Source organism: Thermalbibacter longus, assembly GCF_023806485.1.
GTDB classification, from domain to species: Bacteria; Chloroflexota; Chloroflexia; order Thermomicrobiales; family Thermomicrobiaceae; genus Thermalbibacter; species Thermalbibacter longus.
In genome coordinates this window covers 197363-214384 of the sequence record NZ_JAMSLR010000003.1, presented here as the reverse complement: position 1 = coordinate 214384, position 17022 = coordinate 197363, and the positions used below count along the sequence as shown (strand labels likewise).

Genomic DNA, 17022 nt, shown 5'->3' with positions numbered 1-17022 from the left:
TGTCCTCCTGGCCTTCTCCGCAGAGCGCCGCCGGCCCCTTAGAGGGTACTCCAGGGTCGACGCTACACTTCATGCAGCGAGAGGTAGGGGCCATGCCCGCAGCACGGACAGGCGGCAACCCCGAACTGGTCGAGCTGATCCGCGCCGAGATCGAGCAGCGCGGGCCGATGACCTTCGCCCGCTTCATGGAGCTGGCCCTCTACCACCCGGAGCACGGCTACTACCGCACGGCCCTCCGGGCTGGGCGGGGCGGCGACTTTCTCACCGCGCCGGAGGCTCACCCGCTCTTCGGCTGGACGCTCGCCCGGCAGCTCGACGAGCTCTGGCGCCTGCTCGACCGCCCTGTGCCGTTTACCCTGCGCGAGTACGGCCCCGGCGCTGGCACGCTCGCCCTCACCCTCCTGGAGGGCCTGGCACGCGTCCGCTCGCCGCTGGTCGATGCGCTCCGCTACCAGCCGGAAGAGCGCAGCCCTGCCGCCCTAGCTGCCCTCTCCGATCGCCTTGCGGCCGCCGGCTTCCAGCACCTCCTGGAAGAGCCGGAGGCTGGGACTCCTTTCACTGGAGCGGTGCTGGCGAACGAATTCCTCGACGCTTTGCCGTTTCACCGGGTCGCCCGGCGAGGCAACCAGCTCTTGGAGCTCTACGTGGGCTGGGGCGAAGAAGGCTTCGTCGAGATCCCAGGCCCACTCTCAACGCCGGCCCTCGCCGCCTCCCTCGAAGCGAGCGGCGCGCGGCTCGCTGAGGGTCAGGTCACTGAGGTCAACCTGGAGATGGAGCGCTGGGCCGCGGAGGTGGCCCGTGCCCTCGAGCGCGGCTACGTCCTGGTCTTCGACTATGGCTATCCGGCCGCCGAGCGCTATGACCCGGATCGCTTTCCGCGCGGCACGCTCAAGACCTATCAGAGCCACACCGCCGGCGACGACCCGTTCCGGGCAGTCGGCGAGCAGGACATCACCGCCCACGTCGACTTTACCGCGCTGGAGCGCGCAGCTCGCCAGCACGGCCTAGCAGTGCTCGGCCTGACGACGCAAGCGGAGTTCCTGGCCAACGCGGGTATCGGCGAGCTCCTGGTCGAGCTCCAGAGCCGGCCGGAGACGACGCTGGAGGGTTACCTCGCCGCCCGCGCTGCGGCGATGCACCTCATCGACCCTGGCGGCATGGGACGCTTCCGCGTGATGGTCATCGGCAAGCGCGTCCCCAGCGCGCCGCTCCCGCGTGGACTGCGCCCACAGCGCCTGCTCGGCGTGCCAGCCTCGCGCTCGCCATCGCAGCCGGGTGGCAGCTAGCAGTGCGAGCCTCCCGCGTCTTGCCCAGCTCGTGCGACTGCCGACGCGGGAGCTTGCAGTTCGAGACAAACGAGCATTACGCGAGCCCGAGCAGGGCCAGGCTATCGCGCTGGGCAATCCGCTCGAGTTCTCGGATCGGCACCGGAGGGAGCTTCGTCCCCTCGATCACGTCATTGACCCGATAGAGCGCATCCAGCGTCTCGCGAGGCGTCGCGAACGGGTAATCCGAGCCGAAGAGGAGCTTGTCCAGGACACCCCACTCGGTCGCGAGCCGCAGCGCGTTGTAGTACGACCAGGGGCGATAGAACTGGGCCGAGATGTCGGCGTAGACGTTCGGGTGCTTGCGGATAACCATACAGCAATCGGCCTGCCAGGGGTGCCCCATGTGCGCCAGGATGATCTTCAACGACGGGAACGCCATCGCTACCCGGTCGATGTGCCGGGGATGGGCGTAGTCGAGGTCGGCGAATTGAACCGGAGAGGTTCCCTGGTGGAGCAGGATCGGCAGGCCCAGCTCCTCCGCTCGCCGGTAGACCCGGAATGCCTCGGGGCCCAGAGGGTCGAAGTTCTGGTAGTTGGGGCCGAGCTTGATCCCGCGCAGTCCCAGATCCTGCGTCGCCCGCTCGATCTCTTCCAGTACCCCTGGATCGTGCGGGTGCACGGAGAGGAAGCCGATCAGCTTGTGCGGGTAAGCCCGGACGAAGGCAGCCGTGTCGTCGTTGACCTGCCGCGCCTCGTACATGAGCTGCTCGATGCCCGATCCGTCGATCCGGCCGCCGCGGGGATCGGCGGCGATATTGAACACGATCGCTCGATCGGCCGGCTCCAGAGCTTCGAGATAGTCGGCCCAGGTGAAGTCGGTGGGGATCCGCTGACCCGGCCGCCAGATCGCGCTGAGCGAGCTGCCGGGCTCCTCCCGGGGCCGCTCGCGGTGACGAGGCGTGTGGGTGTGCACGTCGATCAACATCGGGCCGTATCCCTTCCGACACGTAGACCAACGAGGTAGAGCGTATCGAACTCTGGCTGCGCTGCGAGCCCGAGCGCTGTCTCTCGCGATCCAGCGTCCTCTACCGATAGCCGCCGATGATATAGGCACGCAGCCGCCGGCGATCAAGTCTCCACACAAGCGACCTGGCGACATCTCAGAGCGCGGTGTGCCCAGCCACGGGCTGTCCCACGTTTGGTAGAAGTGCATCGTGATAGAAGCGGCGCACGGCTCGACACTGCGCCCATGGCACGGAGCTAGTGATTCCGCACACGAGCCGAAAGCGCCGCCCGCGCGGCGATCGATCGTCGAGACGGAGTGCCCAGATGGGGCCCCGGCGCGCTGGTGCTGAAGCCGCGCGGCATCCCCCACGCTTTTTGGAACGAAGGCCCGCAGCCGGCCAGGCTGCTAGAGATCATCTCGCCGGCTGGCTTTGAACGGTACTTCGAGGATCTGGCGGAGCGAATCCCAGCCGACGGCCCGCCGGACGTCGCCCAGCTCGCCGCGCTCTGGGAGAAGTACAGCCTGGAAATGGACATGGATAGTGTCGCCCAGATCGCCGAGCGGTACCATGTGCGGCTGATGTAGCTGCCCCGCTGCAGAGCGCCAGCCGCGGCGATCTGCGTCACGCTTCATCCGAGCCAGTCGCCCGGAGGCCCTCGGCATGGGCGGCGAAAGCACCTAGGCCGGCCCGCATCGGCACACGCAGCGAGCGCAACGGTCAGCGCTGAGCTGCGTGGGCAAGCTTGGCCGGGGTGTTCATGTCCGGAAGCCTGGCAAGTCGCTCGGCGGCCGCCTGGATTGTCTCTAGCCGCTTGGCGAAGCAGAACCGGGCCAGCACCGGTGCCCGCGCCGGGTCGGCATAGAAGGCCGAAGGCGGGATCGCCGCGACGCCGACCTCGGTCACCAGGTAACGGCAGAGGCTGACGTCATCAGGGAAGCCGAGACCGCTCGCGTCCGCCAGCAGGAAGTAGCTGCCCAAGCAGGGAAGCACCGGCAGGCCGGCCAGCTCCAGTGCCCGGCGCAGCGCCTCCCGCCGCTCGCTGTACGCCGCTGCCAGCTCGGCGTAGTATCCGGACTCCGCGGCGTGCTCCAGCGCCACTGCCATCGCCTCCTGGAACGGCGTAGCGGTGGCGAAGGTGATGAACTGGTGCGCGGTGCGGATCGCCTGGGTGAGCGGTGGCGGCGCGATGGCCCAGCCGATCTTCCAGCCCGTCATCGAGAAGGTCTTCCCGGTACTGTTCAGGGTAATCGTCCGCTCCCACATCCCCGGCAGGGTCGCCAGCGGGATATGGACGGCGCCGTCGTAGAGAATCCGGTCGTAGACCTCGTCGGTGATCGCCAGCACATCGTGCTCCTGGCACAGCGCGGCGATCAGCGCGAGCTCGTCACGGGTGAAGGCTTTCCCGGTCGGGTTGTGCGGCGTGTTGACGATGACGGCGCGGGTGCGCGGGCCGAAGGCCCCCGCGAGCTCGTCCGGGTCGAAGCGCCAGTCCGGCGGCCAGAGCGTCACCGGCCGGGGCACGCCCCCAGCGAAGCGGATCTGCGCCAGGTAGGCGTCGTAGAAGGGCTCGAAGACGATCACCTCGTCGCCGGGGTCGACCAGCGCCAGCAGCGCCGCGTGCAGTCCTTCGGTCGCCCCGGTGGTAACCGTCACCTCGCCCTCGGGATCGACCGGGTGCCCGTACGACTGCTCGAACGACCTCGCGATCACCTGCCGCAGTCTGGGCAGACCATGGCTGGGCGCGTACTGGTTGAGGTCGGCCCGGATGGCCGCCACCGCGGCCTCCTTGACGAAGTCCGGCCCTGGGAAGTCGGGAAAGCCCTGCCCCAGGTTGATCGCCCCGTGGGCGATCGCCAGGCGGGTCATCTCGCTGAAGATGGTGACGCCCAGCCCTTCGAGCCGCCGAGCTCCCGGCACCATGGCCATCGCTCCCCGCTCACCCGACCCTGGCCAGGTAGCGCTCGCGCATCCGGCGTGCCGCCTCGACCATGTTTTCCAGCGAGGGCCAGGCCTCCTCCGGGCGGCGCGTCTTCAAGCCACAGTCCGGGTTGACCCAGAGCTGCTCTGGATCGAGGATCTCGGCTGCCTTGAGCAGCAGCGACTCGATCTCCTCCACGCTCGGGACACGGGCCGAGTGGACATCGTAGACGCCCGGCCCGATCTGCCGCGGGTAGCGGCGATCGAGGAAGGCGCGCAGCAGCTCGCCCTGGCTCCGGCTGTTCTCGATCGAGATCACGTCGGCGTCGAGCGCGTCGATCGCCTCGATGATGTCGTTGAACTCGCTGTAGCACATATGCGAGTGGATCTGCGTCTCGTCGGCTACGCCGGAGGAGGCCAGGCGGAAGGCTCTCACCGCCCAGTCCAGGTACTCGTCCCACTCCTGGCGCCGCAGCGGCAGTCCCTCGCGCAGCGCCGGCTCGTCGATCTGGATCATGGCGATCCCGGCAGCTTCCAAATCGCGCACCTCGTCGCGCAGCGCCAGCGCGATCTGGTACGCGACGTCGCGGCGCGACAGGTCTTCCCGGACGAACGACCAGTTCAGCATCGTGACCGGGCCAGTCAGCATGCCCTTGACCGGGCGATCGGTCAGCGATTGGGCATAGCGGCTCACCTCGACCGTCATCGGCTTCGGCCGGTGGACGTCGCCGAAGATGATCGGCGGCCGCGCGGCGCGGCTACCGTAGGACTGTACCCAGCCGTGCTCGGTGACGATGAACCCTTCGAGCTGCTCGGCGAAGTACTCGACCATGTCCGAGCGCTCGAACTCCCCGTGGACGAGGACATCGATCCCGATCTCCTCCTGGCGCCGGATGAGCGCCGCGATCTGCTCGCGGATGAAGCCCCAGTACTCTTCGTCGCCGAGCTTGCCAGCGCGCCAGCGTGCCCGCGCCGAGCGCACCTCGGGCGTTTGGGGGAAGCTGCCGATGGTGGTAGTCGGGAACAGCGGCAGCGCGAAGCGCCGTCGCTGGAGCGCCGCCCGTACCTCGTACGGCGAGCTGCGCCGGAAATCGTCCTCGGTGAGCGCGGCGAGCCGCTCCTGCGTCGGCCGGTGATGGATCCGCGTCGAATCGAGCGCGACGCGGAATATCTCGGCGTTCCGCTCCAGCTCGTCGATGATGGCCGACCGTCCCTCGTTGAGCCCGCGGGTGAGCGTGACGACCTCCTCTAGCCGCTGCTCAGCGAAGGCCAGCAGCGCTGCGATCTCGGGTGGTAGGTGTGTCTCCAGGCGCGCATCGTGTGGCAGATGGAGGAGCGAGCACGACGGCTGCACCCAGATCCGATCGACCTCGACGTGCTCCGCGATCTCCTCGAGCAGCTCGAGCGCCTCTACGAGATTGGCGCGCCAGACGTTCCGCCCATTGACCACCCCTGCGCCGAGCACCTTGTTCGCGGGGAAGCCATGCCGGTTCAGCAGCTCTCGGTTGACCGGCGTGCGGACGAAGTCGAGGCCGACGCCGTCGACCGGCAGCGCCATGACCCGGCTCCAGCTCAGCTCGTCGAGGCTACCGTAGTAGGTCTGGAGCATGATCCTGGGCCGCTGGTCGACGCGCGCAAGCTCCTCGTACGCCGCGCGGAGGAGGGCGAGCTCGTCCTCCGTTCGGTCGGCGACGAGCACCGGCTCGTCGATCTGCACCCACTCGGCGCCGGTTTGGCCCAACCGGCGCAGGGCTTCGACGTAGGCCGGGAGGAGGCCGCGCAGGTGTTCAGCCAGGGGTCTGGTGTGGTGCTTGCCGAGCAAGAGAAGCGAGACCGGGCCGAGCAGCACCGGCTTCGCCGGCCGGCCGAGCTGCGCGGTCGCCTCGGCGAACTCCTCGAACGGCTTGCTGCTGGCGATCCCCGCGACCGGCGCATCGAACTCCGGCACCAGGTAGTGGTAATTGGTGTCGAACCACTTCGTCAGCTCGAGAGCTGGAACGCCGGGGGCCCCGCGGGCCATCGCGAAGTAGGCGGGCAGGCTCACGGTCGACCCAGCCGGGCCGAAGCGCTCCGGGATCAGCCCGACGAGGCAGATCGCGTCGAGCACCTGGTCGTAGAAGCTGAAGTCGTTGCAGGGGATCAGGTCGATGCCGGCGGCCTGCTGCACGGCCCAGGCGGCCTGGCGAATCTCCCGTCCAGCCTGCTGGAGCGCGGCCTCGTCGATCTTCCCTGCCCAGTAGGCCTCGACGGCGCGCTTCAGCTCGCGGTGCTTTCCGATACGGGGGTGTCCCAGAGTCGAGCTCCTGGCCATGTCGGTACCCTCCATCCCTGTCGCTGTGCCTGAGGGATCAAAAAACCTCCACCCAGGGTGGAGGGTTCCCTCATGACCGCGCTCATCGTGCGGAGATGCACTCCGCCGGCGTTGGCACCTGGCGCGTGCGCGCTGGTTGCCGGGCTTCCTCGGGCCGTCCCCTCCACCACTCTGGATGAGCGCGGCATCTCATCGCGTTGTTGGCGAGACCATAGCACGCCGCCGCCCCGCCGTCAAGCGGGCGCGCAACACCTTCCTCATCCTCCCGGAAGGGAGGATGTGACAGCACGACCGTCGATATCTACTACGGCAGCACGATCCAGTTTCAATCCTCATCCTCCCGGAAGGGAGGATGTGACGATCTGGAGGCCCTTCCCGGCCGCAAACGTAGCCAGGTTTCAATCCTCATCCTCCCCGAAGGGAGGATGTGACCCAAGCGCCGGACGTACGGCGACTTCCTGGTAGAGCTGTTTCAATCCTCATCCTCCCCGAAGGGAGGATGTGACACTAGCAGGCCCAGCCCGCATTCGGCCGCCACCTGGTGTTTCAATCCTCATCCTCCCCGAAGGGAGGATGTGACCGTACGGATCGATCCGGAGACTCTGCCCCTCGACGTTTCAATCCTCATCCTCCCCGAAGGGAGGATGTGACATCGATCCACCGACGAGCTCGTTGTAGAGCGTCCGGTTTCAATCCTCATCCTCCCCGAAGGGAGGATGTGACTCTACTGGTACCGCGAGGGCATCGGCACGGGCAAGCCGTTTCAATCCTCATCCTCCCCGAAGGGAGGATGTGACAAGTACCGAGTGATCGAGTACTAATTTCTCAAGCAGTTTCAATCCTCATCCTCCCCGAAGGGAGGATGTGACCGCTCAGCCACCGCGCCCATCACCTCGAGGGTGTCGTTTCAATCCTCATCCTCCCCGAAGGGAGGATGTGACCCGGTCGCGATCCAGATCCAGCTCGCCACCGAAGTTTCAATCCTCATCCTCCCCGAAGGGAGGATGTGACCCTGTTTAGCGCGCACCCAGGTCGTAAGCCGTCGCTGTTTCAATCCTCATCCTCCCCGAAGGGAGGATGTGACCGGCCAGCCGCTGTGGCAGCCGGGCATGGCGCAGGGAGTTTCAATCCTCATCCTCCCCGAAGGGAGGATGTGACGGCTTTTGACCTGGTCAAGGGCTCGATCGTCGGCATGTTTCAATCCTCATCCTCCCCGAAGGGAGGATGTGACCTCTGACCTCGATGCCGAGTGGCACCTGGCTCGCTATCGTTTCAATCCTCATCCTCCCCGAAGGGAGGATGTGACGCGACCCCGAGGTTGTTACCGCCGTTGTCGAGCAGTTGTTTCAATCCTCATCCTCCCCGAAGGGAGGATGTGACCGCCGGTGCACTAAGCTCTCCCTGGAGCATCCCATAGTTTCAATCCTCATCCTCCCCGAAGGGAGGATGTGACACCGCCGAGCGGGCGATCTACGACAACGTGATGCGGTTTCAATCCTCATCCTCCCCGAAGGGAGGATGTGACTTTCGATCGACTCAGCTTGCTCCTCGACAGCAACGGCGTTTCAATCCTCATCCTCCCCGAAGGGAGGATGTGACCGGGCGGTTCACGACGACGTCGCTCGTCGAGACGAAGTTTCAATCCTCATCCTCCCCGAAGGGAGGATGTGACTTCTGCAGCACGCCGCCCGTCCGGAACCAGGCGTTGTTTCAATCCTCATCCTCCCCGAAGGGAGGATGTGACACGCAGCGCCCAGCGGGTAATGTCCCGTTGGAACGGTTTCAATCCTCATCCTCCCCGAAGGGAGGATGTGACGACCGTGTCCGCGTCGGTCTCCTCGACCCAGCGGACGTTTCAATCCTCATCCTCCCCGAAGGGAGGATGTGACGTTCCGTCGGGTCTTACAGCGAGGTCGCACAGAGCGGTTTCAATCCTCATCCTCCCCGAAGGGAGGATGTGACGCCGCTCGTACTGGAGTCTGATCCGTACCGGCAAGTTTCAATCCTCATCCTCCCCGAAGGGAGGATGTGACGACCACCGCGAGGATCGACGGCTCGGGCTTCGAATTGTTTCAATCCTCATCCTCCCCGAAGGGAGGATGGGACGACCACCGCGAGGATCGACGGCTCGGGCTTCGAATTGTTTCACTCCTCATCCTCCCCGAAGGGAGGATGGGACGACCACCGCGAGGATCGACGGCTCGGGCTTCGAATTGTTTCAATCCTCCTCCTCCCCGCAGGGAGGATGTGACACCTGCTGGGCGAAGCGCTGGGCGCGGTCCCGCAGGTTTCAATCCTCATCCTCCCCGAAGGGAGGATGTGACGGCTATTGCCGTATTCGCTGTGTTGACGAGGAAATCTGCTGCCCTCTGCGCGGATCCGGTCTCGAGCCCGCGTTGCTCTCCGGCCTGCTCCCTGCTGCTATCCCACGATTTCTTTCCAGGAAGGCCAAAATCGAGCGGCGCGAATGCCCCAGGCTCGGGCCACCCGCTTCCCATCCGCGCTTACAGAACCATCGGCTCATCGAAGTCCACATACCGATCCAGCCCGTGCGCGCGTAGCGACCGGTTCCGCCCTCCGTACAGCACATAGATCCTCAGGCTGTCGTTCTTCGGGTCGATGATGGACAGTAGCTCGGACTCGAGCTGCTCGAGCTGCGCCAGCGTCACGCGGCACTCGAACACCGAGAGTTGAACACGCTGTCCATAGTTCTGGCAGACGGTCGCAACTTTGCGGAGCCGCCGTAGTCCTGCCTTCGTCGTGATCGCAACGTCGTAGGTCACCAGAATGTCAAACCGCTGCATCGGACAGCCCCCGCGTGCCTACTACTTCGGCAGGAATGGCGGGTAGAGAGGGAGATCGTCCCGCAGGTACCGGGCTAGGAGCCGCGCTTGCACGTGCGGGACGAGCCCGATCGGGATCGGGCTCTTGAACAGCGGATGACTGATTGTCTCCTGCTTGCGCCGCTGGTATGCGGTGATGACTTCGCGACGCCCCTCTTCGGTCAGATGCACCGCCCCGCCTGGTCGGCTCTCGAAGTTGCGTGGGGTCAACTGTCGACGGTTGATTAGCGTCAGGCAAAGGCGATCGGCCAGCCAGGGGCGAAGCTCCTCCACCAAGTCGAGCGCCAGGGCCGGTCGGCCGGGCCGCAGCGCGTGCAGATAGCCGATCTGCGGATCGAGCCCCACGCCTTCCAGGGCTGCGATGCTGTCACGAGTTACCAGCGAATAGGCGAACGAGAGCACCGCGTTGACCGGATCGCGCGGAGGGCGACGCGTCCGGCCGCTGAACGGCAGGTCTCCCGCTCGCACCAGCTCTGAAAAGGCCGCGAAGTAGCTCGTCGCTGCTACTCCCTCGATGCCGCGGATCTCGTCGAGCGTCTGCACGGAGGGGAGTAGCCGGAGCGCGTTGCGGTGTTCACGAATGGCGGCTTCGAGCAGGGGCCCACCGCCGTACTCACGATTGGCGCGCTGGAGCACGGAGAGCGCGTTCCTCAGCTTGCCATGGACGAACTGGGACGCGAGCGCGCGCGTGCGCTCGGGGTCATCGAGCGCTGAGTGCTGGGCTCGGCGCAGCAGCACGTTGCCGGAGATCGGTCCGTTGAGCCGGGCACGGAATTGTCCGTGAGTGTCGAACCAGGTGACGCTGCGCCCATCTTCGGCACAACGGTGCAGCAGCGCAGTCGAGATCAGTACGTTACCGAACACGGAGATCCCGTCCAGATGGTGCAGTGGGATCTGCCTGACCGGCTGCCCGTCGATCTCGATCCGCACAGTATCATGATCCAGCCGCAGGTACGCGCCCTGTGATTGCACGAAGAGCGTGTTGAGGAGTGTTGTCACCGATGGGCGACCCATCGCGCTGCTCGACGGCTGTTTCGGGGCAGATGATCTCAACTCAGACCCTCCTCTCGGAGCGAAGCCACAAGCTCGCCCAAGGCTGCTTGGGCATATGGCTGGCAGATCTCGATCAGCGAGCAGTCGGGGCAGCGCTCGTCCGCCACCGGCGGGGGCAAGCTAGTCTGAGAAAGGAGCGTACGAACAGCCTCGATCACCTCGTAGACGCGTTGCCTCAGCTCCGGGGTGAACTGGACTTCCCGGCGGCGCCGGGAAGCGCGATAGAAGAGCGCTCCGCGTGGTACCGCGACGCCCAGCATCTCTTCGAGACACAGCGCCTGGGCGCAAAGCTGCACCTCGTCGGCCCGGCTCGCCCGGCGTGACCCGACTTTATGCTCCACGGGGTAGGGCACGCCGTCGGGAAACTCGACCACGTCGGCCCGCCCACTCAGCCCGAGAGTATCGGACCAGAGGGGTACGGCATACTCGACCCGGACGCCCTCGCGGATCAAGCCGTCTGGAATATCCAGGCCCTGGTGGGCGCGTCGTCCTCGCAAGGTAAAGGCATTCTCTTCCCAGGCCTGCTCCAGGTGGATGAGCGCGCACTGGCGTGGGCAGTAGACGAAGTGCTGGAGGGCGCTAATCGGGATCCGGTCATCGTCGTCCCATTCCATGGCGTGCCTCGCTCACAATCCTCCCCCTGTACCTTCCTCGCTTGGGCAAGTGCAGCGCAGGTCAGACCAGGCGAGTGAGGGTGATACCCGGAAAGCCATGCGCTTGGAGTGGGCCGGCCGGTGGCGCGACGATCTCGTACTCGCCAAATGAGCGTGGCGGCCGCCCATCGTCGAGCCGGCGCACCTGGACCAACTCGAAGAGCTTGTGGGCAGGAGCGTTGCCTTTCGGGTTGTCATGAGTGAAAACGAAGAGCCCGCGCACGGCCATCTCGCCCCGCGCCGCCGAGCGGTCGAACTCGAACAGGTTCTGCATCGATTCCCAGAAGAGCTTGAGGTCGCGCTCGCTCACTCCTGTCTGCTCGGCCAGGTAAGGATTGAAAAACCCGTGAGCCCGATAGAGGCCGTACGGGACGATGGGTTTGCGGCCCATCTCTGTCTCGCCCGTCTGCATCCGCTCCTCGGTCGTACGAGCCTTACGCGTGATCGACAGGTCGAGCGGGGCGACCGGATGCAGAGAACGCGCGAAGGTGATCTGGATGGGTCCACGAACCTGACCGGCGTTTAAGTCGCCAGTCGAGAGCACAGCGCCGAACAGGCGGATATCGTAATACCGTCGACAGAGCTCGACGCGAACCGCATCCTGGGGAACCTTGCTCTTCTGCTTGATGCCCACGGCATCGCCGGCCTGCTCGATCAGCATGTTCAACGCGACCCGGCTCTGAATGAAGATACCGTAACCTTCTGCCGGGTTCCCTACCTCGTCGCGCTGGAGGTTCTGCACGTAGTCACGGACCTTGCGCTTCAGGGCTACGTCGGTAACCAGGCCGTGCATCGTCTCGGGATCGACCCGGGGCAAGTTGCCCGCGTCAGGATCGCCGTTCGGGTTGCCGTTGACGACATCGAAGAGCAGCACGAACTCGTGCCGGGTCTTCGGATTGGTGATGCTCATCCTGTGACCTCCTCTTCTCCAGAATCCGCCACCTGGTTACCTGGGCCACCGCCTATCGCCTCGTCTGCTGCACGCCGTCCACGCCGGGAGCGGAAGTCCGCCCGCTGGTGGTAGAAGCCAAGAGCGAACTCGGCTTGTTCAGGCAGCGTCAGCACTCGCGGAAATCCGCCGGCCTCGTCGAGCATCGAGAGCACATCCTCCAGCAGGATTCGAACGTCCCGGCCCACCTCGGGCAGGTGGGCCACGGTAGCCAGCCTGATGAGCCCACCGAAGGTCGCCGCTGGCGCGGTCGAGGCGGCTCCATAGAACCGATCGACGATCGTCCGGTTGAGATTGAAGTTGGCGGCGCGGAGCTGGGCCTCCTCGAGGATTGCCAGCAGGCGGCCACAGAGGTAGGCACTGCGATTGTGCTGTGCTGATAACCTGTCCATCGTGCGTGCTTCCTCCTTCCCATAGAAGACAACGAGCTTGAGCGCGCTTGCCAGTGCCTGGACACGCCAACCTTCGCGAGGATCCTGGAGGACAGACGGGATCCGAAAGCGGAGGACTGCCGCGTCACGCAGCCCTGGCGGTGGACTCTCACCGAGATAGGCACAGCGCAAGAGACCCCGCGTCAGGTTCGGATTCGTGGCCTGAGCCGCTTGCAGGAGCCGGGCGATGGACTGGGGGCTCACCCTCTCGCCCCACGGCGAGACGATGGATGTGGCTGAAAGGAAACGGCGCAGGTTCTCGCGAAGCTGGGCGAGCGAGACCGTGATCCAGTCACGAACGGCGATCCGGCCGACGTTCGGCGAGAGGATGGCCAGGTAAAAGCCGCACTCGTCCAGGTTCAGGCCGGCCTCCTCGGGCCGCCAGGGGAGATCGAGCAGCCGGGCGAGTTGCGGTAGCGAGGCAGTAGGGGCCTGATCGGCGCGCTGTTCCGGCGCGAGCACGCTACTGACCAAGTTGAGGAGCGATGCAGGATCAAAGATCTCCTCACCGGCCTGAACCCTGGCCCGAGCCTTGAGCCAGAAGAGCGCGATCTGGTTGGTAAGAGCATCGCGGCTGTTGCTGTCGTAGAGGAGGACACGCCGGTGCTGATCACTGTCCGCGAGGTGGGTGAATGCCCGCGCTGCGGTATCCGCGCAGACAAAACAGATACCGAGGTGCGCGTGCTCGGCGATGCCCGCCCCCGCGTGGAAGGAGACGAAGGCATCGGCGTTCAGCGAGTGCAAGGGAGCTGTGCTGACCAGCTTGACCTTTGGCATCCGCCTCACCAGTGGAAGGTTCGCTCCGCAGACGGCGCATGCTCCAGAGGAGTTACCAGCACGCTCTGAGGAGGCTGTACGATCCTCGAGCTCGGCCAGCCAGAACGCCTTGACCTCGGGATGTTCGAAGAGGTGCTGGCCCGCGTATGGCCCCTGGCCGGGGACGAACGAAACCCAGTCCTTGGACTCGACCTCGTCGTAGCGCGGGTCCTGCTGCACGAGTCCGGTCTCTAGGGCATGCAGGACCCAGCCTATGGCCTCTCGCAGCGCCGGGTCACTGACCTGGGGTGAAGCGAGCAGCTTCTCCAGCAGGGCGCGAAAGGCTCGGTGCTTGTCGCCAGCTCGCTTGTCCACACCCTTCTGTTGCCTGGCGACGCCGAGCGCGTAGCCCGCCTCGTCAGTCAGGGGATGGGCACGGATCGCCGACGTTCGACCATCGAAGGGGCGTGGGCGGTTGAGGTCAGTCTTCTCCAGGTAGACGCGGTTGGGCCAGACGTGGACGATCCAGCGGATAGGCTGACCGTACGCATAGAAGCCGGCCGGGACGAGCGTGCCCCGAGATTCGAGCTCCTGGCCGAGATCGACGAGTTCCTTAAACATCTGCTCGCTCCTCCAGGCGGGCGAGTTCGCGATATTTCTCCGGCGGTACCGTGAGCCAGCCGCTCTCGATCTTAGCGGGGAAGAAGAGTGCCTGGGCATATCCGGAGGTCCGCTCTGGCCCTTGTGGGGTGTGGCGGATGAACTCGAGTTCGCGGCGCTCTCGACTAGGGACGTAGGCAATATCGAATAGCATGAGACCGAGATCGAGGTTCAGCGCAGGGTCGGGGGTTTCCTCGTCGGGAGGCTCGAAGGCGCAGGAGAACTCGCGCGTGCCCAGGTAGGGTGTGTGGTGGTACTGGCCCCGAAGCAGCCGCCTGGTGAACTGGTCGAGATATTTAACAACCGGTTCCTTCTCCCACGGCTGCGGGACGATCTCCGCGTGGATGAGGTAGGCAACGTCCTTGAGGACGAGGCTGGCGCGCTGTTGCCGGACATCCTCAACGAAGATCGGCCTCGTCCCCTGTCGCTGCTCGATCTCGTTGCGCAGGATCGTAGTGAAGGTTCCCAGGCGGAGCACACCGATGCGGCGGATCTCGTAGCGGATCTGAGGTTTCCAGAAGATTGCCTCCAACAGGCCGCGCGCGGCTGAGGGAGTGATGACCTGGTAGCTGACGCGCTCGGACTTGAACTCAGGCCGGGTGAAGAGGGCGTACTCCCCCCAGACCTTCACCCCGACTTCAGCGTGGTTCACGGGCAGCGTGCTCCCTTCTTGGGTGTCATGGAGAGACCGAATCAATGATAGCCGTCGGCAGGGCTGCTGTCAAGTTGCGTTTAGCCGTAGGTTCAGTCTTCACAGCATGGATGATATCCTTGTAACGCGGCCAGCAGGCCGGGGATCGAAACGGTTTCGCCGTCGGTTCAGATCGGGCTGATGCCCGATCTCTTCTCTTTGGCGGCTCAGACGATCAAGTCGCTCGGGTCGTGAACTGCTGCAACGATCCCCCGTCGCTCGTGGTATTGCCCGCACCAGCGGTACATGGCCTCGGTTATCGGCTCCACCCAGCCCTCCCTGCGCAAGCGCTCCAGGTCGTTCCGCCGCAGGCTGATCAGATACGGCTGCAGGCGGCGCCAGGCGGCACGGCTGGGCTTGGCCCGCCACTCCGCAAGCCGCCGCTCGGCGGCGCCCCAGGAAACGAGAACCGGCAGCGTGTCGTCGGCGATCAACCGGTACTTCTCGGCCACCTCTGGATAGTTCAGCTCCGACCGCAGCGCCTGGATACGTTGTTTATCGGGATTTACCGCGTCGAACAGCAGGCGGTAATAGAGACGGTACAGATCAGGCCGGTTCAGCGATTCCGCCGGATGCTCTCTGAGCAGGAACCGTGCCTTCTCGAGGCCGATGAGGTACGGGCCGCGCGGTGTCCCGCCCTCAGCGGGCTCGAAAATGACGACCTGCCCGCGCTCGCGCTTGCCCTCCCGGTTGCAGCGGCCGGCCGCCTGGACGATCCGATCGAGCGGGCCGATGGCCCGCCACACCTCCGGGAAGTCGAGATCCACGCCGGCCTCCACGACCTGGGTGCTTACCAGGCGAACCGGTTCACCCCCTTTCAGCCTCTCCTCGATGTCCTGCAGGAGCTCCCGTCGATGCGCGCCGCAGAGCAGCGTCGAGAGATGGAAAACATCCTCGTCTTCATCCAACTGATCGAGCACCGCCAGCGCGTCGCGGCGGGTGTTGAGGATCACCATGACCTGGTGACGCCAGCGAATCTCGTCCGCCAGCTCCTGCCAGGAGACAGGCTCATGCAGCACGCGGTACTCTACGCGCTCCAGCAACCGGAAATGCTCGGCGTAGCCCTCGACGATCTCGCGGATCTCATAGCCGTCGAGCTCGCGGAGAAGACGGCTCTCCTCGAACGTCGGCTGTGTCGCCGTGGAGAGCACAATCGTAACGCCGTATCCCTCGACCAGGCAGCGGAGGACGTCTAGGGTCGGAGAGAGGAGTTCGGGCGGCAGCGTCTGAACCTCGTCGAGGATGATCACGCTGCGAGCCAAGTTGTGCAGCTTGCGCACGGGGGACGCCCGGTTGCCGAGCAGGCTCTCGAAGAGCTGCACAGTGGTGGTGACGATGAGCGGCGCATCCCAGTTCTCGGTCGCGAGCTGCCAGCGCAGGTAGGCCTCGTCCTGAGCCTCGTTTCGCTCCTCATCACGGCTCTCGCGCGCTTTAAGCTCGAAATCGCTGTGATGTTCCAGGACCGAGTCCTCGCCGAGGATTTGCCGGTAGACCGTCGCTGTCTGGTCGATGATGCTCGTGTACGGCAGGGCAACGACGATCCGGCGCAAGCCGTGGCGCAGCGCATGCCGCAGCCCGAAGGCTAGCCCGCTCCGGGTCTTGCCACCACCCGTCGGCACCGTCAGGCGGTAGATGCCCGGAGGGCCTTCGGCCGCGCGCAGGCAGGCTTCGTACACCTCGCGCCGCACGCGGTTGACGACGGAATCCTTCGCTTCGGCCAGTAGCCGCTTCTGAGCAGCCTCCAACCGCTCCCAGAGCGTCTCGAGTTCGGGCCAGGTACGGCGGAGCGTGACTCGAGCGGCGTCGAAGTGCGCCTCGGTGTCCAACCGGTCAGCGTCGACCAGGACCGAGAGCAGCATGCGGATGAACAGTTCTCGGGAGGTTGTGTTTGGCTTCGGAAGTTTGGCGAGATCGAGTTTCGGAAGCTGCCACCAGCCGCGGGCGCCCGCTACGCGAAGGTAGCCGTAGATAGCCTCGAGTACGGCCGTATCTTTATCCAAGCACTGGCCGAGATCCTGAGCGTAAGTGCCGCCACACGCGAGCTCAGAGTGGTGTGCGCCGACCGGAAGGGCAAGCTCTTTCCAGCGCTCAGGTTCCCGGCCATGATGGAACAGCGCACTATAGGCTAGCGTCGCCCCGTACTTGGCGTGTGGGACAGAGTTTCTCTGGCGTCCCGCTGCCGCCTCGCGCAGGTACTCCTGAAAGGCCGGGTTAGCCTTTCCCAGGTCGTGAAAAATCCCGAGAAGATACGCGATTGCCTCTCCCCCGAAGGGCCGAGCGAACTCGGCGGCGCGCTCGGCCACCCGCCGCAGGTGTTCGTGGAGCAGATCCCAGTGCCCCGCCGCGTTGGGCGTGTGCGCATAGAGAACAGGGATATCACCGACCCTCAAATTCCTGCTTAACAAACGAGAATCCCCCGAATTGGAGGCCAGTACCCGCTTCCCCTAGAGCGCCTATATGACTCAAGATTACAGAAACAGGGT

The 17022-nt window shown here is 65.3% G+C and carries 12 protein-coding genes, 1 CRISPR repeat array and 1 riboswitch; of the genes, 2 read left to right on the top strand and 10 right to left on the bottom strand.

The window, feature by feature from the left end; all coding sequences use genetic code 11:
* Positions 1-92 precede the first annotated feature (92 nt).
* The gene (locus NET02_RS05875) at positions 93-1286 is read left to right on the top strand and encodes a class I SAM-dependent methyltransferase (protein ID WP_284056451.1); all 1194 of its coding nucleotides are present in this window, start codon (positions 93-95) and stop codon (positions 1284-1286) included.
* Positions 1287-1362: 76 nt separating this feature from the next.
* On the opposite strand, the gene NET02_RS05870 is transcribed toward NET02_RS05875, so the two are convergent.
* The gene (locus NET02_RS05870) at positions 1363-2253 is read right to left on the bottom strand and encodes an amidohydrolase family protein (RefSeq protein ID WP_284056450.1); all 891 of its coding nucleotides are present in this window, start codon (positions 2251-2253) and stop codon (positions 1363-1365) included.
* 336 nt (positions 2254-2589) lie between these two features.
* On the opposite strand from NET02_RS05870, the gene NET02_RS05865 reads away from it, so the two are divergent.
* Positions 2590-2859 carry a cupin domain-containing protein gene (locus NET02_RS05865; RefSeq protein WP_284056449.1) on the top strand — a complete coding sequence of 90 codons (270 nt, stop codon included), beginning with the start codon at positions 2590-2592 and terminating at the stop codon, positions 2857-2859.
* A 133-nt stretch (positions 2860-2992) separates the two neighbouring features.
* Here the strand turns inward: NET02_RS05865 and NET02_RS05860 are convergent, their stop codons facing one another.
* The 9 genes from NET02_RS05860 to cas3 form a co-directional block, all read right to left on the bottom strand.
* Positions 2993-4201, bottom strand: a complete 1209-nt coding sequence (locus tag NET02_RS05860; protein ID WP_430981071.1) for a methionine aminotransferase — start codon at positions 4199-4201, stop codon at positions 2993-2995.
* Positions 4202-4211: 10 nt separating this feature from the next.
* Positions 4212-6503: a 5-methyltetrahydropteroyltriglutamate--homocysteine S-methyltransferase gene (gene metE / locus NET02_RS05855; protein ID WP_284056447.1), complete on the bottom strand. Its 2292-nt coding sequence runs from the start codon at positions 6501-6503 to the stop codon at positions 4212-4214.
* 79 nt (positions 6504-6582) lie between these two features.
* A riboswitch (SAM riboswitch) is annotated at positions 6583-6685 on the bottom strand.
* A gap of 65 nt (positions 6686-6750) precedes the next feature.
* Positions 6751-8827: direct repeats of the CRISPR family, unit length 37 nt; unit sequence GTTTCAATCCTCATCCTCCCCGAAGGGAGGATGTGAC.
* 180 nt (positions 8828-9007) lie between these two features.
* On the bottom strand, positions 9008-9307 hold the full coding sequence (gene cas2 / locus NET02_RS05850; RefSeq protein ID WP_284056446.1) for a CRISPR-associated endonuclease Cas2: 300 nt from the start codon (positions 9305-9307) through the stop codon (positions 9008-9010).
* A gap of 21 nt (positions 9308-9328) precedes the next feature.
* Positions 9329-10360, bottom strand: a complete 1032-nt coding sequence (gene cas1c, locus NET02_RS05845; protein WP_284056445.1) for a type I-C CRISPR-associated endonuclease Cas1c — start codon at positions 10358-10360, stop codon at positions 9329-9331.
* A gap of 35 nt (positions 10361-10395) precedes the next feature.
* A complete protein-coding gene (gene cas4 / locus NET02_RS05840) occupies positions 10396-11013 on the bottom strand; it encodes a CRISPR-associated protein Cas4 (RefSeq protein ID WP_284056444.1) in 618 nt (205 codons plus the stop codon).
* 61 nt (positions 11014-11074) lie between these two features.
* Positions 11075-11962, bottom strand: coding sequence for a type I-C CRISPR-associated protein Cas7/Csd2 (gene cas7c / locus NET02_RS05835; protein ID WP_284056443.1), 888 nt, complete (start codon positions 11960-11962; stop codon positions 11075-11077).
* Positions 11959-13809: a type I-C CRISPR-associated protein Cas8c/Csd1 gene (gene cas8c / locus NET02_RS05830; protein WP_284056442.1), complete on the bottom strand. Its 1851-nt coding sequence runs from the start codon at positions 13807-13809 to the stop codon at positions 11959-11961. The genes cas7c and cas8c overlap by 4 nt, the downstream gene beginning before the upstream one ends.
* Positions 13802-14506 (bottom strand): type I-C CRISPR-associated protein Cas5c, encoded by a 705-nt coding sequence (gene cas5c / locus NET02_RS05825; protein WP_430981072.1) that lies wholly within the window; start codon positions 14504-14506, stop codon positions 13802-13804. The genes cas8c and cas5c overlap by 8 nt, the downstream gene beginning before the upstream one ends.
* Before the next feature lie 200 nt (positions 14507-14706).
* Positions 14707-16929 (bottom strand): CRISPR-associated helicase Cas3', encoded by a 2223-nt coding sequence (gene cas3 / locus NET02_RS05820; RefSeq protein WP_284056440.1) that lies wholly within the window; start codon positions 16927-16929, stop codon positions 14707-14709.
* Between the last annotated feature and the right edge of the window lie 93 nt (positions 16930-17022).

What these genes read in the sequence shown, in the direction of transcription:
- cas2 (WP_284056446.1), bottom strand. Translation starts at nt 9,307, where the DNA reads ATGCAGCGGTTTGACATTCTGGTGACCTACGACGTTGCGATCACGACG.
- cas8c (WP_284056442.1), bottom strand. Translation starts at nt 13,809, where the DNA reads ATGTTTAAGGAACTCGTCGATCTCGGCCAGGAGCTCGAATCTCGGGGC.
- NET02_RS05860 (WP_430981071.1), bottom strand. Translation starts at nt 4,201, where the DNA reads ATGGCCATGGTGCCGGGAGCTCGGCGGCTCGAAGGGCTGGGCGTCACC.
- cas1c (WP_284056445.1), bottom strand. Translation starts at nt 10,360, where the DNA reads ATGGGTCGCCCATCGGTGACAACACTCCTCAACACGCTCTTCGTGCAA.
- NET02_RS05870 (WP_284056450.1), bottom strand. Translation starts at nt 2,253, where the DNA reads ATGTTGATCGACGTGCACACCCACACGCCTCGTCACCGCGAGCGGCCC.
- NET02_RS05875 (WP_284056451.1), top strand. Translation starts at nt 93, where the DNA reads ATGCCCGCAGCACGGACAGGCGGCAACCCCGAACTGGTCGAGCTGATC.
- metE (WP_284056447.1), bottom strand. Translation starts at nt 6,503, where the DNA reads ATGGCCAGGAGCTCGACTCTGGGACACCCCCGTATCGGAAAGCACCGC.
- cas4 (WP_284056444.1), bottom strand. Translation starts at nt 11,013, where the DNA reads ATGGAATGGGACGACGATGACCGGATCCCGATTAGCGCCCTCCAGCAC.
- cas7c (WP_284056443.1), bottom strand. Translation starts at nt 11,962, where the DNA reads ATGAGCATCACCAATCCGAAGACCCGGCACGAGTTCGTGCTGCTCTTC.